This is a genomic window from Palleronia sp. LCG004 (assembly GCF_032931615.1).
Classification (GTDB): domain Bacteria; phylum Pseudomonadota; class Alphaproteobacteria; order Rhodobacterales; family Rhodobacteraceae; genus Palleronia.
Genome location: NZ_CP136759.1, coordinates 2,373,201 through 2,394,640 on the forward strand (window position 1 = coordinate 2,373,201; position 21,440 = coordinate 2,394,640).

Here is a 21,440-nt window from a genome sequence, read left to right on the forward strand (position 1 = left end):
GCGCCCAATCCGTGTCCGATGACAGCCGGCCGGTTTCCGATCAGGAATGGACAGGTGCCGCCCGTCCTTGGGTCAGACGGCCCACCATCGACAGAACTTCGTCGGAATGGATACGGAAGCCCCCTTCGGCCGCTTCGCCTATGACCGTACCGTAGGAGAGGCCCGCCATCCGACACCATTCAACGCCAGGGTTGTAGAAGCGATCGGGCGGTTGGAGGATAAGCATGCTTCCCCGATCCGCCGCGCAATAGACCGCATGAGCGGCCTGACTTCCTTCGACCGAGATGACCAGCGCTGCATCCAGCAATTCCTCGATCGTTTCGGTCGTTCCGCGCTCGGGATCGACGATCCGGATTCCGGCCCGGTCGAGATGTTTGATCAGCTGCTCTTCTTCGACGATATGTCTTGCCACCGCGCTCGGACCGCGCCTGAGAAAGACGATCTGCCCCTTTTTCCGTGGAGCGATCCTCTCACGCAGCTTTCGGCGCAAGGCACGAACGTTTTCGGCCTTGGCCCGACTGAACGCGCGATCGGCATAGACGGTCAGGGATTCCACGACTGCATGTTCGGGCTGGTCCTGGACATGGCCGAACGCGGTTTCGTAGACATCCGCATCCGGCCATTTCGGACGCCTCAGGGAAATGCACGGTTCGCGGCCGGCAACAGCTTCGCGGACGGAGCAATCATCGTGCAACCAGTGACCGAAATATCGCAGCCCCAGCGCCGAATTGTAGACGCAGGCCCTGTCGTAGCTCTTCGGAGCTTCTCTCATCGCCTCGAGCGGAGATTGAGGCCCCAGATAATACCTCGATTCGTCCGTCAGGATCTGTCCACCGACGATCATCGACCGTCCCAGGCGACAAGCGGCGAGAGGAACCTCTCGATAATTCGTCGCTTCGAGCTTCTCGATTTCCTGCGAGATCGTGGACGAGAAACCGCAGGCAACGACACGATCGATCTGTGCCGGTTCATACTTGGCGGGCAGACATTCTACGACGTCCGAAGGTCCTTGCGGCTCACCAGCCGGGAGCCGCGTGAAGATCTTGCGTCGAAGCAGGCGGCGTCGCGCTTGATCTCGAAGAAGGCGGATCGAAACAGCAATTGATCCTGCCGAACCGGGCATCGCACCCTTATTATGAGCTTTGGAAAGATCCATGACGTGATCCGCTAAAATATGGTTCAAATATGAAGGGGACTATTCGCACACGCAGCAAGACTGTCCAGTCTCATACCGCCGACCGTCATTGACACCCCGCTCCGACCGTCGGACAAACGTCCCGATGATTAGGGAAGAGGCATATGCAGAAGATCTATGACGATGCCGGCAAGGCGCTCGACGGGCTGCTGCGCGACGGGATGTTCATCGCGGCGGGCGGCTTCGGGCTGTGCGGCATCCCCGAATTGCTGCTCCAGGCGATCAAGGAGGCCGGGACGAAGGACCTGACATTCGCATCGAACAATGCGGGTGTCGACGATTTCGGGATCGGCATCCTGCTGCAGACCAAGCAGGTGAAGAAGATGATCTCGTCCTACGTGGGCGAGAACAAGGAGTTCATGAACCAGTTTCTGGGCGGCGAGCTCGAGCTCGAGTTCAACCCGCAAGGCACGCTCGCGGAGCGGATGCGGGCGGGCGGATCGGGGATTCCCGGATTCTACACCAAGACCGGCGTGGGCACGCAGATCGCCGAGGGCAAGGAGCACAAGGAGTTCGACGGAGAGACCTACATCCTCGAACGCGGGATCGTCGCCGATCTCGCCATCGTCAAGGCCTGGAAGGCCGACGATACGGGGAACCTGATCTTCCACAAGACCGCGCGCAACTTCAACCCGGCCGCCGCGATGTGCGGGAAGGTCTGCGTGGCGGAGGTCGAGGAGATCGTCCCGCGCGGATCGCTCGACCCCGATCAGATCCACCTGCCCGGCATCTACGTCCACCGCCTGATTCAGGGGACGCACGAGAAGCGGATCGAGCAGAGGACCACCCGCACCAAAGAGGAGGCGTCCTGATGCCCTGGACCCGCGAACAGATGGCCGAGCGCGCCGCCGCCGAGCTTGAGGACGGCACCTACGTCAATCTTGGCATCGGGATGCCGACGCTCGTCGCCAATTACATCGGCGACAAGGACATCACCCTGCAATCCGAGAACGGCATGCTCGGGATGGGCCCCTTCCCGTTCGAGGGCGAGGAGGATCCCGACCTCATCAATGCCGGCAAGCAGACGATCACCGAATTGTCGCGCACGTCCTATTTCGACAGTGCCATGTCTTTCGGGATGATCCGGGGCGGCAAGATCGCCGCCGCCATCCTCGGCGCGATGGAAGTGGCCGAGAACGGGGATCTCGCGAACTGGATGATTCCCGGGAAACTGGTCAAGGGGATGGGTGGCGCGATGGACCTGGTCGCGGGCGTGCGCAAGGTCGTCGTGATCATGGACCATCAGAACAAGGCCGGCGAATCCAAGCTTTTGAAGGAATGCACCCTTCCGCTGACGGGGACGGGCGTCGTCGACCGGATCATCACCAATCTCGGTGTGCTCGACGTGGTCGAAGGCGGCCTGAAGATCGTCGAATGCGCCGATGGCGTGACCGAGGACGAGATCCGCGCGGCGACGGAAGCCACCATCGTCTGAGGCACCGGAGATGGGGATTCGGGAGGGGCGTGTCCGGAGCCGGGCACGCCCCTTACGTTATCCGCTCGACGCGACGTGCGACCCCACGAAGACGCAACCGTCGCTGACGAGCATCGGTGGCGTCAGGCATAGCCCCTTGGCAACCTGGAAAGCCGCCAACACCTTCGGAACGTAGCCGCGCGTCTCGGCATAGGGCGGCACGCCCGCATGTTTCGCGACGGCCCCCTCCCCCGCATTGTAGCCTGCAAGCACCAGCAGAGGGTCGCCGTCGAAATGGCCCATAAGCCAGTCGAGATAGGCGACGCCCCCGGCGATGTTCTGCGACGCGACGCGACTGTCCCGGACGCCGAAGCGGCTGGCGGTCGCCGGCATGAGCTGCATGAGCCCCTGCGCGCCGGCCGAGCTGACGGCATCGACCCGGCCGTTCGATTCCACGGCCATCACGGCGAGTGCGAGCGCGGGCGAGACCCGCGTGCCGACAGTCGCGCGCAGGATGTCCTGACCGTGTCGGTCGGCAAGCCGCTGCAACGTCGCAAGTCGGTATTGCGGAGCCGCGACGTCCGCGGGCGGGCGGGCGAGCGTGGCGAGCGCCTGACCGAGGCCCGCCATTCCCCCTCCGCTGGTGGGGACGCGGTTCCAGAACCACGAATAGGCGCTGCCGGGCGGCACCGGAACCGGCGCATCGGTCGCGATGACCGGCGCACGCTCTTCCTCCACCTTGGGGTCGGATTTCGTGGAGAGCGGCGGGGGCCACCCGACCGAGGGGTCGATCTGGACGGTAATGCGCTTGGTCGTGCCAGGCGCGGGCGGCTTGACGCGTTTAAAGGTGAAGTCCGCCTGGACCGGTGAATCGGCCTGAACCGGCACGGCACCCAGAAGGGTCGCGATGATCGCGATGAAGATCGGGTGTCGCATCTGCCGCCTGCCTCGTCTTTTCGACGCATTTGCCACTCAGGGTTGCGCAAAGGCGTGGGGCTGGCAAAGCCGAACCGATGAGCGAGGCGTTTTGCCGGTAATTGTCACCCGGAAGCCCCACCGAGGATGTTTGGCCGCTCCGTGGCACCATAATCCACCGAAACGCCCGTTCCGCGCCAGAATCTTGGCGCAATCATACGTCAGGAACTGCTGATCTGCCCGGCGGACAAAACGGCCGTTCGTGCAGGAGATCTGCAGCCAGAGGAACACTCACATGAACATTTCGAAACTTCTGAAGACCTTTTGCGACGACGAGAGCGGTGCCGTCACCGTCGACTGGGTCGTGCTGACCGCCGCGATCGTCGGCCTCGCCATCGCGATTTCCACGACGCTTTTCGGCAATGTCGAAAAAATCGCCACCAACATCAATAGCGAGCTTGGAAACGCCTCGCTTCAAACCATCGACAAGAATCTCGACGGCAATTGATCGGACCGATCACGCGGCAGACTGACCACGACCGTGCCTGCCCCACCGGGCGCGGTCGCAGCCGTTCCGCCGAATCGGGGCGAACGATATGACGGCCGATCGTGGTCGACGTGAAATCTGGGGAATATGACCATGCGTCTCGTATTTGCGATCGTGTTGCTCGCCGGTCTCGGCCTCGCGGGCTTTGCCGTCTTCATGACGAAGGACTTCATCGCGGCCTCGCAAGCGCAGCTCGCGATCGAGCGCGCGACCCATGCACCGGCCATCGCGACGCGGCCCGTTCTGGTCGCCACCCGCGATCTGCGCTATGGCGAGCGACTGACCGAAGCCGACATCCGCGAAGTCTCGTTCCCCGAGGACGCGATTCCGGTCGGAGCGTTCGAAAGCCGCGACGCCCTTTTTCCCGCCGGGACGGATACGCCGCGATCCGTGCTTCGCGCGATGAGCGTCAACGAGCCGATGCTGGCGAGCAAGCTCACCGAACCGGGCGTCGAGGCGGGCGTCTCGGCACGGCTTTCGCCCGGAAAGCGCGCCTTCGCGATCCGCGTCGACGTGTCGTCCGGCGTCTCGGGCTTTCTCCGCCCCGGTGACCGGGTCGATGTCTACTGGACCGGCCAGATCGGGCAGCAGGGCGATGTGACCAAGCTGATCCAGGCGGGCGTGAAGCTTGTCGCGATCGATCAGTCGGCGGACGAGGACGTCTCCGAAGCGGTCGTCGCGCGCACCGTCACGGTCGAGGCGACACCGCGCGACGTGGCCGCACTGGCCCAGGCACAAAGCACCGGGACGCTGGCGCTATCGCTCGTCGGGGTCGAGGACGACACGATTGCGGAAATGATCGAGGTGGATCAGCGCGAATTGCTGGGGCTGGCCCAGGAAGAGCGACGCGCCGAGATCGAGCCCGCCAAGACCTGTTCGATCAGGACGCGGCGCGGATCGGAAGTCGTCGACATGCCGATCCCCTGCACGAACTAGAACCCGAGCCGGGAACGGACGCGGCACCGTTGCGGTGTTGCGTCTATTACACAAGTCTTCTCGCGAAAGTTGCGCGACGTTGATCGAGAACCGCATTGCGCGCATTCTTGCGGCGTGAAGGCGGGCGAAAGATCCGCCGTCGCATAAGTTCGAGAGGCGGGCAGATGGGCATTCGGACATTACTGGGAGGGGTCCTTCTGGGGCTTCTCGTCGCCGCATCCCCGATCGGAGGACAATCCGCATCGGCCCAGACGCTCCGTGTGATGCAGGGCGCGACCGCTTCGGATCTGAGGGTTCCCATGAACCGGGCGGTGGTCGTCGAATCCGATCGCCCCTTCGCGGAACTCAGCATCGCGAACCCGGCCATCGCGGACATCTCCACGCTTTCCGACCGGACCATCTACGTGCTCGGCAAGATCCCGGGGCGCACGACCCTCACGCTTCTGGACGAGGCGGGACGGCTCATCACGAATGTCGAGGTCCAGGTGATCCCCGATATCGGAGAGTTCAAGGAGCGTCTGGGGCAGATCCTGCCGGGCGAGCCGATCGAGGTGCGCACGGCCAATGACGGTATCGTGCTGTCGGGGACCGTTTCGTCGATCACGGCGCTCGACCGCGCACTCGACCTCGCCGGGCGCTATGCGCCGGAACGAGTCTCCAACCTCATGACGGTAGGCGGCACGCAGCAGGTGATGCTGAAGGTGCGCTTCGCCGAAATGCGCCGATCGGTCAGCAAGGCGCTGTCCTCTTCGATCGGGCTTGCGGGAATACTCGGCGACGACGATGTGGGCGTGGGCGGCGGATCGGGCACCTATCTCGACGGAGAGAACCTCGGCAACATCTTCGACGGCGATCCCGACACCGGGGTCGAGCGATCGAGGTCGAGCAACGGAGCCGTGCAGCTGGGTTTCGGCGCGGGAAGCCTGCAATTCGCGGTGCTGCTCGAGGCGCTCGAGAGCAAGGGCGTGGTTCGCACGCTGGCCGAGCCGAACCTCGTCGCCCTTTCGGGGCAATCGGCCTCGTTCCTCGCGGGCGGAGAATACCCGATCCCGGTCGCGACCGGCGACGATTCGATCGGCATCGAATACAAGCCCTTCGGGGTCGAGCTCGCCTTCACGCCGCGCGTGGTGACGCAGGACACGATCAATATCGAACTCGCGGCTGCGGTCTCGGGGATCGATCCGACGGTCGCGATCCAGCAGGGCGGGTTTAACGTGAACGGATTCACCCGCCGTGAATCGAAGACCACGATCGAACTGCGCGACGGCGAAAGCTTTGCCATCGCCGGGCTGCTGCAGGACGATTTCCGGGATCTCAAGGGTCAGGTGCCCTGGCTCGGGGATATTCCGGTTCTGGGCGCGCTCTTCCGTTCGGCCGAATACGAACGGGCGCAGAGCGAACTCGTCATCATCATCACGGCGCATCTCGTCTCGCCCGTGCGCGGGGAGGCTCTGGCGCTGCCGACCGACCGTGTCGTCATCCCGTCCGAGCGCGAACTCTTTCTCTTCGGCGAACTCGAAGGCGGAGCGAGGCGTCCGCGAACGGGTGCCGCCGGCGAAATCGCCCGCCAGGATTTCTCGGGGTCCTACGGCTACGTGATGGAGTAGACCCGATGGTCCCGGCACGCCCCCTCCTGATCTTCGCGGCACTGACGCTCGCCGCCTGCGCCGACCGCCCGGCGGGGACCGAACTCGATCCGGGCACGTATGGCAACGCCACGGCCAACAACTTCGCCGTGCAGAGCGGCCGGATCGGTCAGGTCGAGGGATTGAACAACCGGTTCTCGACCGAGATCGACCCGGTCGTGACGTTCCCGTTCGACAGTGCGGCGCTCGACGCGCAGGCGCGCGCGACGATCGCGCGCCAGGCACGCTGGATCCGGCAATTCCCTGAAGCGCGATTCCAGGTCTTCGGCCATACCGATCTGGTCGGTTCCGCGGCCTACAACGAGGCGCTCGGTCTGAGGCGCGCGCAGGCCGTGTTGCGCGAACTCGTCGCGAATGGCGTCGATGCGTCGCGGCTGAGTGCGCTCGTCTCCTTCGGCGAGCGTCAGCCGCTGATCGTGACGCAGGGCCGCGAGCGGGCGAATCGTCGCACCGTCACCGAGGTTGCCGGCTTCACGAGCGGACGCGGGCAACTCCTGAACGGCAAATACGCGGAAGTGATCTTTCGCGAATACGTGGCGAGCGCCGCCGCGGGCGAGCAATCGCTGGGCGCGGAGCCACCGGCGACGACCTTTCCCACGGACTAGGCCGCGACCTCTTCGGTTTCCTCGCGTCGAACAATCGAAAGATTCGGGCCGCAATGTTGCCCGATTTGAATGCGACACGTCCCGTCCTGAGAAGCGTCCCGGTCGCGAAGGGCCTTTTTGCAGCTAAGCAAAAAGCAACGTCTCGCCGCTAGAAGGGATCGCGACCCGCAACGCGAAGGACGTGACGCATGACGAACGCATCGGCACTCGCCACCGATCACGCTCCGATCAGAGCGTGCACGATCTGCCGCGACGTTCGGAATTTCGACCTCCTCATCGAGGATATGGAAACCGAACTCGGCGATGCCTGGGGCGATCTTTCCTACGAGGATGCGGCCCGGTTCCTTTCGCAACCCGAGGCGACCGCGCTCGAATTCGTGGCGATCGCGATCGACGAGGATGACGAGGGGGCCGTCGGTGCCATCTCGGGTCTGATCGAGACCGCGGTGACCCGCGGCCTGGCCGTGATCGTGATCGCGGAAGAGGTGAGCCCTATGGTGCTCCACCAGCTGCTCAAGACCGGTGCCAAGGAATTTGTGCCATACCCGCTGCCCGACGGCGCGCTGCACGAGGCGATCGAGCGGATGCGGGACGAACCCTCGGTGGAGGCCGCGCCGTCGTCGACGATTGCCCAGTTCGGCGCGACGGCGGCGCGACGGGGCACCATCGTGCCGATCCAATCGCTCGCGGGCGGTGCGGGGACGACGACACTGGCCGTGAACCTTGCCTGGGAACTCGCGACGCTGGCTGTCGGAAAGGGCGAGACGGCACCGCGCGTCTGCCTTCTCGATCTCAACCTCCAGATGGGCGCGGTTTCCACCTATCTCGACCTCGTCCCGCGCGAGGCGGTGCTCGAGCTCTTGCAGAACACCGACACCATGGACGGCGAAAGCTTCATGCAGGCGCTTCAGATCCACGGCGAACGTCTGCATGTTCTCACGGCTCCCGCCGACATGCTGCCGCTGGACCTCGCGACGCCCGACGATGTCGGCCGCATCGTCGAGATGGCGGCCTCGCAGTTCGACTATGTCGTGATCGACATGCCGTCGACCTTCGTAATGTGGACGGAAACGGTGATGGAGCTCGCCGATCTCTATCTCATGCTCTTCGAGCTCGACATGCGTTCGGCGCAGAACGCGCTGCGGATGATCCGCGCGCTGAAGACCGACGACATGCCCGACGAGAAGCTGCGCTACGTCCTGAACCGGGCACCGAAATTCACCGATCTCGCCGGCAGGAGCCGCCTGAGGCGCATGTCCGAAAGCCTCGGCATCGCGATCGAGATGCAGCTTCCTGATGGCGGACGCCAGGTGACCGAGGCCAACGATCAGGGCCTGCCGCTCGCGCGGGCCGCGAAGAAGAACCCGCTCCGCAGGCAGATCCAGAAACTCGCCACGACCTTCGGCGAGTTCGGACGCGCCGCGGCATCGGCGTCCTGAGGAGCGGAACCAGATGTTCTCACGCTACAAGAAACCGACCCCGCCGACCGATGCCGACATGGCGCAACCGATGCCCCTGCCCCCCGCGGAGGACTATGCGCCCTCCCCGCCCGTTCAGACGCGGGCGGCGAAACCCCTGCCAGCCCGCGCCCCGATGGCGGCCGCCCGCATCGAGCCCCTCGACAAAGAGCGTCGCCGCCGCGAACGTCTGGCGGAGCTGAAGGTCGCGCTCCACAAGGAACTGCTGGATAACCTCAACCTCCCTGCGCTCGAGACGGCCAGCGACGGCGACCTCAAGCTCGAGATCCAGTCGATCGTGAGCGAGGCGCTCTCGAAGATGGGCGTCGTGCTCAACCGGGACGAGCGCACAACGCTGAACCAGGATCTCTTCGACGAGGTGAAGGGCCTCGGCCCGCTCGAAACGCTGCTCAAGGACGACACCGTCAACGACATCCTCGTGAACGGTCCGCAGCAGATCTTCGTCGAGCGCAACGGCAAGCTCCAGCTCACGGACGTCACCTTCAAGGACGAGCGGCACCTTCTGCGCATCATCGACAAGATCGTCTCGGCCGTCGGCCGTCGCGTCGACGAATCCAACCCGTATGTCGACGCACGTCTGGCCGACGGGTCGCGGTTCAACGCGATGGTGCCGCCCATCGCCGTCGACGGATCGCTCGTCTCGATCCGGAAATTCCGCAAGGAGAAGCTCGGCATCGACGATCTGATGCGGTTCGGCGCATTCAGCGAGGAAATGGGACGATACCTTGCAGCGGCCGTGTCGACCCGGCTCAACATCATCGTTTCGGGCGGGACCGGATCGGGCAAGACGACGACGCTGAATGCGCTCTCCTCGCTCATCGAGAATTCCGAGCGGATCCTTACCATCGAGGACACGGCCGAACTGCAGCTGCAGCAGCCCCATGTCGGCCGGATGGAGAGCCGCCCCGCGAATGTCGAGGGCAAGGGCGCGGTCAGCCAGCGCGACTGCCTCAAGAACGCGCTGAGGATGCGCCCGGACCGCATCATCGTGGGCGAAACCCGCGGCGAAGAAGTCATCGACATGCTTCAGGCGATGAATACCGGCCATGACGGGTCGATGACGACCATCCACGCCAACTCGGCCCGCGACGGCGTGAGCCGGCTGGAGAACATGGTCGCGATGGCCGGGATCGAGATGCCGCTCAAGGCGATGCGGAGCCAGATCGCCTCGGCCGTGCATCTGATCGTCCAGGTCAGCCGCCTTCAGGACGGATCGCGCCGCATGACCTCGATCACCGAGATCACCGGAATGGAGGGCGACGTCATCTCGATGCAGGAGATCTTCCGCTTCCAGCGGACCGGGCTGATGGCCGACAACACGATCGTCGGCCATTTCACGGCAACGGGGGTAAGATCACACTTTTCCGAGCGGTTCCGCATGTGGGGCCACGATCTGCCGGCCGAAGTCTTCGTCCCGGCAAGGGGATAGGAAAACCGATGCTGAACGCCGAATTCCTCATCTACGGCCTGATCTTCGTGGGCGTCCTCGTTCTGGTCGAGGGCCTCTACCTCACGATCTTCGGCAAATCGATCAGTCTCAACAGCCGGGTCAACCGCCGTCTCAGCCTGATCGAGAAGGGGCGCGGACGGGAAGAGGTTCTCGATCAGCTCCGCAAGGAGATGAGCCAGCACATCAAGAGCCGGAACGTCCCGCTCTACTCCCTGCTGGCCGAGCGGGCGCAGAAGGCGAACATCGCCTTTTCGCCCTCGCAACTCGTGCTCGTGATGATCGCGCTGGCCGCGGCCGCCTATGTAGGGCTGACCCAGTTTACCGATGCCTCCGCCGCGATCAGGATCGCGGTCGCCGTCGCGATGGGCGTGGGCGGTGTCTTTGTCTGGGTGAACCACAAGGCCAAGAAACGGCTCGCCCTGATCGAGGAACAGCTTCCCGACGCGGTCGAGCTGATCGTGCGATCCCTCCGGGTCGGACATCCGTTCTCGGCCGCGCTTTCGGCCGTGGCGCAGGAGGTGGCCGATCCGCTCGGCACCGAGCTTGGCGTCATCGCGGACGAGGCCGCCTATGGCCGCGACGTCGCCGAGGCGTTGACCGCGATGGCCGAGCGTCTGGACATGCAGGATCTTCGGTTTCTTGCCGTCTCAGTCGCGATCCAGCAGCAATCGGGCGGAAATCTCGCCGAGGTGCTGCACGGATTGTCCAAGGTGATCCGGTCGCGGTTCAGGCTGTTCCGACGCGTCAGGGCGATCACCGCCGAGGCGAAATGGTCGGGGATGTTCCTGTCGGGCTTTCCGCTCGCCGCGCTCGTGGCGATCAACCTGATGCAGCCGGGATATTACGACGACGTCAAGGGAACCGGCTATTTCGTTCCGGGCTGTCTTTTCGTCGCGGGCTTTCTCGTCGCGAACATCTTCGTGATGCGCGCCCTCGTCAACATCAAGGTCTGAGACGCGATGAACGCTCTCATGCAGTTCCTCCTCGGCACGTTCGGCCCCGCGGGCCCGATCCTCGCGGTGGGGGCGCTCGGCCTCGTCCTGATCGTGGCGAGCCTTCCGTTCCTCGTGCGGCGCAGGGTGGATCCGATCGAAAAGCTGCGTCAGCGCACGAGATCGGAGCACGCGGCCGAACAGGCCCGCGGGGCTGCCCAGCTTCGTCTGGACGGCAACGACGCGCTCGCGAAGTATTCCGCCTTTCTCGAGCCGCAGGATGCCGAGGAATATTCGGCGATCCGCCTCCGGCTGATCCGCGCCGGCTATCGCGGCAAGAACGCTGTGAGAACCTATCATTTCGCCCAGTTCGCGCTCGGGATCGGGTTTCTCGGGGCGGGTCTGCTCTATGCGCTGGCAAAGGGCGGAAGCGGCGCGACGATGACGACGCAGAACATGATCCTGTCGGTGCTGATCCCCGGCGTCGTGGGCTACATGGCCCCCAAATACTGGGTGACGAAGCGGCTCCAGCAGCGTCAGGAGGAAATCCTCAACGGCTTTCCCGACAGTCTCGACATGATGCTCGTCTGCGTCGAAGCGGGACAGTCGATCGACCAGTCGATCACGCGCGTCGCGCGCGAGATCCGCCCCGCCTATCCCGCGTTGGCCGAGGAATACGCGATGGTCGGAGACGAGACGCGCGCGGGCAAGGACAAGGCCACCGTGCTTCGGGACATGGCCGAACGGGCAGGTGTCACGGACGTGTCGAACTTCGTGACCGTGCTCATCCAGTCGGCCGCCTTCGGCACCTCGGTCGCCGAGGCGCTGCGCGTCTACGCGCTCGAGATGCGCGACAAGCGCGTGATGCGCGCCGAAGAGAAGGCCAACACCCTTCCGACGAAAATGACCCTCGCCACCATGATGATGACGGTACCCCCTCTTCTCGTCATCTTGCTTGGACCTTCGATCTACAGCATCGTGGTCGTCCTGGGAGACATGGCGAAATAGAGGGGGCCTTCGTTGAGCCGAGCCGCATTCCTTTTCCTGCTGCTGGCTGGCTGCACACCCTCAGGCGGGACATCCGACGGCCTTTTCGCACCTTCGGGGGTCGACCGGCGAAGCGAGGCCGTCGACGGATTGCTCGTCGGTCACCGGCTGATGGCGGCCGGCGAATACGAACTCGCCCTCAAGGCGTACCTGCGCGGTGCGGCCGAGCACGGGACCACGCCGGAGGTGCTCTCTGCCCTCGGCACCGCGAACCTGCGGCTCGGGCGGCTCGGACAGGCCGAGACGCTGCTCAGGCGGGCGGTCGACGAGGATCCGCTCTTCGTGCCGGCGCAGAACAATCTCGGTGTCGTTCTCATGGAACGCGGCGAGATCGCCGAGGCGAGCCGCGTCTTTCGCGCCGCCTTCGCCGCCGATGACGGCCGGAGCGACGATATCCGACAGAACCTCACCTTGGCTCTCGCCAAACTGGACGAACAACCCTACGCTGATCCGAACGAGGAGAATTTCGCCTTGGTGCGTCGGGGCCGCGGATCCTATCTGATCGTCGGCCCCGAGTGACGGTGCATCAAAGGCACGAGCAGACGACAAGGGACGCAGGAATATGCGCCATTGCCTTCCATTCATGGTGTGCGCCGCGCTCGCAGGCTGCGGTGCAGGGTCGGATCGGGCCGAGGTCGAACGTGCCATCCAGGACGTCAACGTCATCGACGAAAGCAACCTGAGCGACATCATGCTGACCGTCGGCGATCCCGACGAGGCGGTCGCCTATTTCCGCAGATCGACGGAAGCCGAGCCGGGCCGCATCGACCTGCAGCGGGGCCTCGCGGAATCGCTGGTCCGGGCCAAGCAGCCCGAACGCGCCGTCCCGGTCTGGACCCTCGTCACGCAGATGCCGGGGGCCACGAACGAGGATCGCCTCTCGCTGGCGGATGCGCTGATCCGAACGGGCAGTTGGGACGCCGCCGAAGCGCAGCTCGCACTGGTGCCCCCGACGATCGAAAGCTTCCGCCGCTACAGGCTCGAGGCGATGGTCGCCGACAGCAACGGTGATTGGGCCCGCGCCGACAGTTTCTACCAGACGGCGGTGGATCTGACGACGAAACCTGCGGGCGTCATGAACAACTGGGGCTATTCCAAGCTCAGCCGGGGAGATTACGCGGCAGCGGAGCGACTTTTTTCGGACGCGCTCAAGCACGACCGGACGCTGTTCACCGCGATGAACAACCTCACCCTCGCCCGCGGTGCCCAGCGCAAGTACGAGCTGCCGGTCGTTCCGATGACCCAGACCCAGAAGGCGCAATTGCTGCACACACTGGGTCTTGCCGCGATCAAGCAGGGCGACGTCGCGACCGGGCAGGGTCTGCTGCGCGAGGCGATCGACACGCATCCCCAGCATTTCGACGTGGCTGCACGCGCCCTCGCGGCACTCGAAGTCAATGTCGTCAACTGACGGCGCGGAATTCGCCGCGCGGGTCTTTTTGCCTTTCGTCGTGCCGATCTGCATCTGGGTCGCGTGGTCCGACATGGCGCGGATGAAGATCCCCAATGCCGCGGTGCTGTCGCTGGGCCTCGTCTATCTCGTGGTGGGGCCCGTGGCGCTGCCTCTGGAGGCATGGGCGTGGCGATGGGTACATCTTCTCGTGGTCCTCGCGCTTGGCTTCGTGATTGCGTCGATCGGGGCCGTGGGGGCGGGCGATGCGAAATTCGCGGCCGCGGCCGCACCATTCATCGCCTTGCCGCAGACCGGCGAGCTGCTGTTCCTCCTCGCGGCCGTGATGCTAGCGGCATTCGCGACCCACAGGGCCGCCCGTGCCACCCCGGCGATCAGGCGGCGCACGCCCGATTGGGAAAGCTGGTCCTCGCCGAAATTTCCGATGGGCCTGGCACTCGCACCCGCACTCGTCTTTCATCTGGCGCTCGTCGCGGTCTGATCGGACGGCTCTTTACGCTTTGGCGAGGAAGATCGCGCATCCTTCCCGCGCCGACCCGCCGACGAGAGCCTTGCCCATGAACATGATCCCGACCGACGTGGCGGCACCGCCCGTCCCCCGCAACATCGAAGACATGAAGCTGTCGGAAGTGATGATGCGGGACATCCTGCTCAAGACGATCTTTCGCACGAACGCCACCGGGATCACGCAGATGGCCCGCCTCGTCTGCCTGCCGGCCGCCGTGACGCAGGAACTGATCGATCGGTGCCGGATGCTGAAGCTTGTCGAGGCGATGGGGCGGATGCATGCCGGCGCTGGCAGCGAGATGGAGTACCAGCTTACCGATGCCGGCCGCGCACGCGCGCAGGACGCGCTCGGGCAGTCGGAATATTACGGCGCGATGCCGGTCCCGCTTTCGGTCTATCGAGAGCAGGTCGAACGGCAATCCATCCGAAACATCGCCATGACGCGACCGCGGCTGACTGCCGCCATGGGTCATCTCGTGCTGCCCGACCGGCTGATCGACCATCTCGGTCCCGCTGTGGGTTCGGGTCGGTCGATCCTGCTCTACGGGCCGCCGGGAAACGGCAAGTCATCGATCTCGAACGGGATCCGCGACGCGCTCGGCGACCGGATCTACGTGCCGCGCGCCATCGAATACGCCGAGCAGGTCATCACCGTCTACGACCCGATCGTTCATTCCGCTGCCGAAGCGCAGGAGGACGATCCGGCATCGCTGAGGGTAAGGACACGGTACGACGCGCGATATGTGAGATGCAGCCGACCGACCGTCGTGACGGGTGGCGAGCTGAGGCTCGACATGCTCGACCTCGTCTACAACGAGGGGGCGCGTACCTATCAGGCACCGCTCCAGCTCAAGTCGACGGGCGGGGTCTTCATCGTCGACGACCTCGGCCGGCAGGAGGATCCCCCGCAGGCACTCATCAACCGATGGATCGTGCCCCTGGAAGAGCGCAAGGACATCCTCGCGCTGCAATCGGGCGAGAAGTTCGAGGTGCCGTTCGACACGCTGGTGATCTTCTCGACCAACTTCCATCCCAACAAGATCTTCGACGGCGCGGCGCTCAGGCGGATCTTCTACAAGATCCGCATCGACGGGCCCGACAAGAGCGACTTCCTGAAGATCTTCGCGATCGTGGCCAAGAGCAGGGGCATGCCGCTCGACGAGGCGACGCTCGTTCACCTGCTCAAGAACCGGTATCCCGAGATCGGCAACCAGTTCGCCAATTATCAGCCCGGTTTCCTGATCGAGCAGATGCTGTCGATCTGCGCCTTCGAGGGGATCGCGCCGCAGATGTCGCCTTCGCTGATCGACCGCGCATGGGCCAACATGTTCGTCCGTGACGAAGAGATCGCGCGCTAACTCCGCACGAACGCGTCGAGCGCACGGGCGACCGGCACATCCCCGTCGGTCAGCTCCACGATCTCGCGGCGGATTTTCGGACGCTCGACCAGTGCCGCGATCGCGGCCGCGACGTGACCCCGCGACGTGTCGCCATAGGGAATGGCTGCACCGGCCGAGATGGCGTCGCGATCGTCTCCGTCGGTCAACGTTCCCGGCCGCAGGATGACCCAGTCGAGCCCGCTCGCCGCGACGGCGACATCCGCTGCACGCTTCTGCGTCATGTAGAATTCGAAACCGTCGCCGAGATCCTTGTCGCGACCGGCATCCATGAAGGCCGAGACGAGGATCAACCGCCCCACCCCCTCGCGCTCCATCGCCGTGACGAGCTTCTTGGGCGCGTGGCCGTCGATGGCCTCGGTCCGGTCACGCCCCGAACCGGAAGCACCGGCCGAGAGGATGACGACGTCCATCCCGCGGATCGCCGCGGCAAAATCGCCCACCCCCATCTGCATCAGGTCGCCTTCGTGCGGCGTCACACCCTGCCGTTGCAGTGCCTTCGCCTGTTCCGGCTTGCGGTGCAGGGCGTGCACCTCGTGGCCCTCCAGCATCGGCAGGAGCCGCGACCCCACGCCACCCGTCGCTCCGATCACGAATATCTTCGACATGTCATCCTCCGTCGCGGACTGGCCGGCATGGCGCTCGGCACGCGCGGGCCCTAGATCTGCTCAATGGTCGATCTGCCCTCCGAGTTTCACGACTGGTTCGCGCGCCGCGGCTGGTCGCTCCACCCGCATCAGCAGGAGATGCTGGATCGTGCCGACGATCCGTCTCTCCTCCTCATCGCGCCGACAGGGGGCGGCAAGACGCTTGCGGGGTTCCTGCCGACATTGTCCGAGCTCGCGGCGGGGGGACATGACGGGCTGCACACGCTCTACGTCTCGCCGCTGAAGGCGCTGGCGAACGACATCCGGCGCAACCTGACGACCCCGGTGACCGAGATGGGTCTGCCCATCCGGATCGAGGATCGCACGGGCGATACGACCGCGACCGCCAGAAAGCGCCAGCGCGCCGATCCGCCGCATATCCTGCTCACCACGCCCGAGAGCCTCGCGCTTCTGACGAGTTACGAGGACGCGCCGCGGATATTCGCAGGACTGAGGCGCGTCGTCGTGGACGAGATCCACGCATTGTCGGAATCGAAGCGCGGCGATCAGCTCATGCTGGCAGTGTCGCGGCTTCAGGCCATGTGCCCGGATCTGCGGCGCGTGGGTCTGTCGGCGACGGTCGAGGATCCGGAGGCCATCGCGCGGTTCCTCGCCCGTCATCCCGATCCATGCGAGATCGTCCACGCCGATCCCGGGCCCGATCCCGACATCGCCATGCTCGAGACCGACGCGGCACCGCCATGGTCCGGAGGCGGCGGACGCTATGCGATACCCGCCGTGCTCGACGAAGTGCGACGGCACAGGACGACGCTCATCTTCCACAATACCCGCGCGCAGGCCGAGATATTCTTCCACGAACTCTGGCTGCAGAACGAGGACGACCTTCCGATCGGCATCCATCACGGATCGCTCTCGCGCGAGCAGCGCGCCCGGGTCGAGGCGGCGATGGTCGCGGGAGAGCTCAGGGCGATCGTCTGCACCGGTTCGCTCGATCTCGGGATCGACTGGGGTGACGTGGACCTCGTGATCCAGATCGGCGCGCCGAAGAACGTGAAACGGCTCGTGCAGCGGATCGGGCGCGCGAACCACCGCTACAATGCCCCGTCGAAGGCCCTCCTGGTTCCCGCGAACCGGTTCGAGGTCGTCGAATGCGTCGCGGCGCTGCAGGCGGTGGTCGAACGCAATCTCGACGGCGATCCGAGGGGGGCCGGTCCCCGGGACGTACTCTGCCAGCATATCCTGATCCGCGCGGCTTCCGGGCCGTTCGCGGCCGATACGCTCTTCGGCGAGGTGATTTCGGCGGGAGCCTATGCAGGGCTCACACGGGAAGAATTCGACGCCTGCCTCGATTTTGTGGCGACGGGTGGCTATGCGCTCAGGGCCTACGATCAGTGGAAGCGCCTCAAGCAGGACGCGGACGGGCTCTGGCACCTGCGAGACCCCCGCGCGGCCCAGCGCATCCGCCAGAATATCGGCACGATCATGGATACCGATCTTCTGAAGGTCCGGATGAAGAACCGTCGCGGCGGCACGCCACTGGGCGAGGTCGAGGAAGGTTTCGCCGCAACGCTGACGCAGGGCGACACATTCCTCATCGGCGGTCAGATCGTCCGCTACGAGGGGCTCAAGGAGATGGTCGTCGAGGTCACGCGCCGCGCCGATCGCGAGCCCAAGATCGCCACGTTCATGGGGACGAAGTTCGCGACCTCAACCCAGCTTTCCGAGCGGATCCTTCGGATGTTCGCCCAGGAGGACTGGCCGGATCTGCCTCAGGCGACCCGCGACTGGCTGCATCTGCAGCGCAGACGTTCGCAGCTTCCCCAGACAAGGCGCATCCTGATCGAAAGCTTTCCGCACGAAGGGCGCGAGCATACTTGCGTCTACGGCTTTGCGGGACGCAACGCGATGCAGACGCTCGGTCTTCTGCTGACCGCGCGAATGGAGGAGCAGGGCCTTCACCCGATGGGTTTCGTCTCGACCGATTACGCAACGTTGATCTGGGGGCTCGATCCACTGATCCACCCCGAGCCGCTCTTCGACCGCGCCGGCCTGCGAGAGACGTTCGAGACCTGGCTTGCCGGGAATGCCGTGATGAAGCGGACATTCAAGCAATCGGCCGTCATCGCGGGGCTGATCGAACGGCAGACCCGCGGCCAGCGCAAGTCCGGCAAGCAGGCGACGTTCTCGTCCGATATCCTCTACGACGTGCTGAGCCGCTACGATCCGGATCACCTCCTGCTCGACATCACGCGGGAGGAGGCGCTGAAAGGCCTCGTCGATTTCGGCCGGATCGAGGACATGCTCGACCGGACGGCGGGCCATGTCGATCACGTCGTGCTCGATCGCGTGACGCCCCTCGCGGCCCCGCTCTTCCTCGAGGCGGGGCGCGTCCCGGTCGAGGGCGCGGCGACCGAAAGGCTCCTGGCCGAGGAAGCCACGCGCCTCATGGCGACGGCCGGGCTGGATATGGACCCTGCGGCGGAAAAGCGCCATTGGCGCATGCCTTCGTGACTTGCGATGGGGATTCCCCATCCGCTAAGACCGAAACATGAACAGCGTCGGGATCGAGCTTTGCGGAACTGCCCTCAGGGCCCTTGGGAGCGGCGCGCTCTACTGGCCCGAGAGGTCCGTCCTCGTGGTGTCCGACCTTCATATGGGTAAGTCGGAGCGGATCGCGCGGCGCGGCGGCACGATGATACCGCCCTACGAGACCCGCGACACGCTGGCGAGGCTCGAACGGGATATCGCTCTCTGCGCGCCCGAAACGGTGATCTGCCTTGGCGATTCCCTTGATGACAATGTGGCCCGCGCGGGCCTTCTCGATGAGGAATGCGCGGCGATCGCGCAGATGCAGGAGAGGCGGGACTGGATCTGGATCGCGGGCAACCACGATCCGGCACCCGGCGATCTCGGCGGCCGGACGATGACCGAACTGTCGGTCGGCCCACTCGTCTTCCGTCATATCGCGACGCCCAAGCTGGGCGAAGTGAGCGGTCATTACCATCCGAAAGCGCGGCTGGCGCTTCGAGGCAAGGCAGTCTCGCGGCCCTGTTTCCTTCATGACGGCAGGCATCTCGTGATGCCGGCCTACGGGACCTATACCGGCGGACTGGACTGGTGTTCGCCACCGCTAGATCGTCTGATAAGGCCGGGCGCGACCGCGATCCTGACCGGGCGTCATCCCTGCGCCTTGCCGGTACCGCGCCGCGACGCCGCGTAGGGTCCAGGGAGAACCCCGCGGTTTCAGGCAGGTTTGCGCGCATCGGCAAAACGGCTATGATCGACCCTTCACGACCTAACGAGAAATCATTCCCTGCGGAGCAAGCCAGAAGAACTGGTGATAAGGCGATGGCGTCAGCTCAGACCGGCGAGGCGTTGGCCGATGCGGGTACCTCACGGTATTCCGTTCGGGGCATAAAGACCTAGCGCTCGGCTGAAATGCTTATTCGGGAAAAAGAAAAGGACCGTGCCCGAGGGAAAGAGGGCACGGTCCTCACTGTGGAACCCGTGGGTCCGGAACGCGATCAAACGAGGGCGATTGCCGCCAGCGTCATACCAAGAAACAAACCGCCATAGATCGCGAGGCTTGCATTCATCATCTGAATTCTCCTCGTCATTGCCGGGTGAACCCCGGCCCGACTTTTCCGGTTCCATCTTCTGCCGAAAAGTTTTCCGTACGGTTTACGCTGACTGAGTTGCTGCCGATCGGCCCGTCGTTTCAAAGTAAGCCGCCCTTGCCGTTCGGCAGGGAAATGCGCTTCCGATCCCTTATCGGCGAACGGGCCCAAGGTGCTACATCCGAACACCGCTGGAACGAGGCCGGGCCGAGGTACTGGCATCGATCCGCGACAAACCCTAAGATACCGGCTTGCCCGCGTGACCGGGCATGATCTCACAGGTGATCCATGAGCGCCCGACGCGCATTTCTCAGCATGATGGCCTCGCGGGCGGTGAGCCTGTTGATCATGCTGGTCGGAATGGCGGCACTGGGACGATTGCTCGACCCCGAAGCCTTCGGCCATTTTGCCGTCCTGATGGCGTATTTCGGCCTTGCGAAGACGCTGAGCGAATTCGGGCTCAGATCCTATCTCGTACGGACCGCCGATATCTCGGGCCGAGAGCTTTCCGGGGCCACGGGATTGTCGCTGGCCATATCGGCGGCGATCTGCGGTCTTGGCGTCCTTCTGTTCCTTGGCCTGCCCAATTCGCTGGTCCCGGCCGAGATGGCGCTCGCCGCCTTGCCATTGGCGCTGGCGCTTTTGGTGTCGAACTTCAGCCTCGGGACGGAAATGCTTCTGCACCGGGGCCTCGACTTCGATCTCATATCGCAGGTCAGCGTGGGACGCGTGATCGCCGAGTCGGGCATTTCGATCTTCCTCGCGGCAATGGGCTACGGAGCGACCGCCCTCGCCTGGGGCTTCCTCGCAGGGCACCTTGCCTTCGGCGCGGCACTGTTCCTGTGCCGTGGCCCGTCCGACCGCATCTGGCCCGGCATCGGCGGCTGGCGCGACTATGCCACCTTCGGCACACGGCTCTCGACCACGCAAGTCCTGCCATCGGCGGGCGAGATCGCGGTCACGTCCATCGTCAGCGTGATGCTCGGTACGGCGACGATGGGCCTTTTGAACCGCGCGCAGACGATCCAGAAGATCATCGACCGCACGCTGTTCGAAGGAATCCTGCCGGTGGTGCTGCCCGCCATGAGCGCGGCCCTCGCACGGGGCGTCCCGCCCATGCAGCTTTATTCGAAACAGATCGATTATCTGGTCGCGATCTGCTGGCCCGGCTTTGCGGTGATCGCCCTTCTCGCCGACCCACTCGTCTACGTGCTGCTCGGCCCCAACTGGGATGAAACGGTCGCGGCCGTCCGCCTGCTTGCCATTGCGGGCGTCGCGATGCCCTTCACGAAGATGAGCCTCAAGCTGTTCGTGGCGCTGGGCCTTGAAAGCGTCTACCTGCGGATCACGATCGCGATGCAGATCACGCGCGTCGTCTTTGTGGCCGTTGCCGCGCTCATTTCCTTCAACGCGGTCTGCCTGGCGATATCGCTGGCATTGATCACCAAGGCCGTGAACATCGCCTGGGCCGTCGAAACGCATGTGGGTCGGGGGGCGGATCGCCTCTGGGCTGCATCGCGCGGGGTCCTGCTGGCGGTTGCGACCTGTATCGGCCCTGCCATCATTCTTCTGCTGGGCCTCGACCCGTTCTTGACGGTCGTGCTGTCGATTCCGGTCTGTGCTGCTTTCTGGACGGGGACGATCTTTGCCCTCGACCACCCGCTCGCCGCGGAATTGCGCATGCTGGGACAGAATCTCAGAACCCGTCACAGGGTCCGGGGCTGACCCCCGGCGC

Annotated in this window: 20 protein-coding genes; 17 read left to right on the plus strand and 3 right to left on the minus strand. The window is 64.7% G+C overall.

The features are described 5' to 3' along the window. Positions 1–40: 40 nt before the first annotated feature. The gene (locus RVY76_RS11630; protein ID WP_317374201.1) at positions 41–1,156 is read right to left on the minus strand and encodes a glycosyltransferase family 61 protein; all 1,116 of its coding nucleotides are present in this window, start codon (positions 1,154–1,156) and stop codon (positions 41–43) included. A 143-nt stretch (positions 1,157–1,299) separates the two neighbouring features. On the opposite strand from RVY76_RS11630, the gene RVY76_RS11635 reads away from it, so the two are divergent. Continuing rightward, positions 1,300–2,007, plus strand: a complete 708-nt coding sequence (locus RVY76_RS11635) for a CoA transferase subunit A (RefSeq protein ID WP_317374203.1) — start codon at positions 1,300–1,302, stop codon at positions 2,005–2,007. Further along, positions 2,007–2,630 (plus strand): CoA transferase subunit B, encoded by a 624-nt coding sequence (locus tag RVY76_RS11640; RefSeq protein ID WP_317374205.1) that lies wholly within the window; start codon positions 2,007–2,009, stop codon positions 2,628–2,630. The genes RVY76_RS11635 and RVY76_RS11640 overlap by 1 nt, the downstream gene beginning before the upstream one ends. A 57-nt stretch (positions 2,631–2,687) precedes the next feature. Here RVY76_RS11640 and RVY76_RS11645 read toward each other — a convergent pair whose 3' ends face one another. Next, positions 2,688–3,545, minus strand: a complete 858-nt coding sequence (locus RVY76_RS11645) for a lytic transglycosylase domain-containing protein (protein WP_317374206.1) — start codon at positions 3,543–3,545, stop codon at positions 2,688–2,690. A 274-nt stretch (positions 3,546–3,819) separates the two neighbouring features. Here RVY76_RS11645 and RVY76_RS11650 point away from each other — a divergent pair, with 274 nt between their 5' ends. The 12 genes from RVY76_RS11650 (at position 3,820) to RVY76_RS11705 (ending at position 15,441) form a co-directional block, all read left to right on the plus strand. Beyond that, a complete protein-coding gene (locus RVY76_RS11650; protein WP_317374207.1) occupies positions 3,820–4,032 on the plus strand; it encodes a pilus assembly protein in 213 nt (70 codons plus the stop codon). Positions 4,033–4,164: 132 nt separating this feature from the next. Next, a complete protein-coding gene (gene cpaB / locus RVY76_RS11655; protein WP_317374208.1) occupies positions 4,165–5,007 on the plus strand; it encodes a Flp pilus assembly protein CpaB in 843 nt (280 codons plus the stop codon). A 164-nt stretch (positions 5,008–5,171) separates the two neighbouring features. Then, entirely contained in the window at positions 5,172–6,614 is a 1,443-nt protein-coding gene (locus tag RVY76_RS11660; RefSeq protein WP_317374209.1) for a type II and III secretion system protein family protein, read from the plus strand. A gap of 5 nt (positions 6,615–6,619) precedes the next feature. After that, the gene (locus RVY76_RS11665; RefSeq protein ID WP_317374210.1) at positions 6,620–7,258 is read left to right on the plus strand and encodes an OmpA family protein; all 639 of its coding nucleotides are present in this window, start codon (positions 6,620–6,622) and stop codon (positions 7,256–7,258) included. Between the two features lie 188 nt (positions 7,259–7,446). Further along, positions 7,447–8,697: a CpaE family protein gene (locus RVY76_RS11670; protein WP_317374211.1), complete on the plus strand. Its 1,251-nt coding sequence runs from the start codon at positions 7,447–7,449 to the stop codon at positions 8,695–8,697. Between the two features lie 13 nt (positions 8,698–8,710). Then, on the plus strand, positions 8,711–10,165 hold the full coding sequence (locus tag RVY76_RS11675; RefSeq protein ID WP_317374213.1) for a CpaF family protein: 1,455 nt from the start codon (positions 8,711–8,713) through the stop codon (positions 10,163–10,165). Positions 10,166–10,173: 8 nt separating this feature from the next. After that, positions 10,174–11,139, plus strand: a complete 966-nt coding sequence (locus RVY76_RS11680) for a type II secretion system F family protein (protein ID WP_317374214.1) — start codon at positions 10,174–10,176, stop codon at positions 11,137–11,139. A 6-nt stretch (positions 11,140–11,145) separates the two neighbouring features. After that, a complete protein-coding gene (locus RVY76_RS11685; protein ID WP_317374216.1) occupies positions 11,146–12,126 on the plus strand; it encodes a type II secretion system F family protein in 981 nt (326 codons plus the stop codon). Positions 12,127–12,138: 12 nt separating this feature from the next. Then, positions 12,139–12,684, plus strand: a complete 546-nt coding sequence (locus tag RVY76_RS11690; RefSeq protein ID WP_317374217.1) for a tetratricopeptide repeat protein — start codon at positions 12,139–12,141, stop codon at positions 12,682–12,684. 43 nt (positions 12,685–12,727) lie between these two features. Beyond that, a complete protein-coding gene (locus tag RVY76_RS11695) occupies positions 12,728–13,576 on the plus strand; it encodes a tetratricopeptide repeat protein (protein WP_410795995.1) in 849 nt (282 codons plus the stop codon). Beyond that, entirely contained in the window at positions 13,563–14,057 is a 495-nt protein-coding gene (locus RVY76_RS11700; protein WP_317374219.1) for a prepilin peptidase, read from the plus strand. Before RVY76_RS11695 ends, RVY76_RS11700 begins: the two co-directional genes overlap by 14 nt. Before the next feature lie 76 nt (positions 14,058–14,133). Beyond that, entirely contained in the window at positions 14,134–15,441 is a 1,308-nt protein-coding gene (locus RVY76_RS11705) for an ATPase (RefSeq protein WP_317374221.1), read from the plus strand. Here RVY76_RS11705 and RVY76_RS11710 read toward each other — a convergent pair. After that, positions 15,438–16,088: an NAD(P)H-binding protein gene (locus RVY76_RS11710; protein ID WP_317374222.1), complete on the minus strand. Its 651-nt coding sequence runs from the start codon at positions 16,086–16,088 to the stop codon at positions 15,438–15,440. The genes RVY76_RS11705 and RVY76_RS11710 overlap by 4 nt on opposite strands. Positions 16,089–16,151: 63 nt before the next feature. Here RVY76_RS11710 and RVY76_RS11715 point away from each other — a divergent pair, with 63 nt between their 5' ends. The 3 genes from RVY76_RS11715 (at position 16,152) to RVY76_RS11725 (ending at position 21,430) form a co-directional block, all read left to right on the plus strand. After that, positions 16,152–18,599 carry a ligase-associated DNA damage response DEXH box helicase gene (locus RVY76_RS11715; RefSeq protein ID WP_317374223.1) on the plus strand — a complete coding sequence of 816 codons (2,448 nt, stop codon included), beginning with the start codon at positions 16,152–16,154 and terminating at the stop codon, positions 18,597–18,599. Positions 18,600–18,636: 37 nt separating this feature from the next. Further along, entirely contained in the window at positions 18,637–19,308 is a 672-nt protein-coding gene (gene pdeM, locus RVY76_RS11720) for a ligase-associated DNA damage response endonuclease PdeM (protein ID WP_317374224.1), read from the plus strand. A 685-nt stretch (positions 19,309–19,993) separates the two neighbouring features. Beyond that, positions 19,994–21,430, plus strand: coding sequence for an oligosaccharide flippase family protein (locus RVY76_RS11725; protein WP_317374225.1), 1,437 nt, complete (start codon positions 19,994–19,996; stop codon positions 21,428–21,430). The last annotated feature ends 10 nt before the right edge of the window (positions 21,431–21,440 follow it).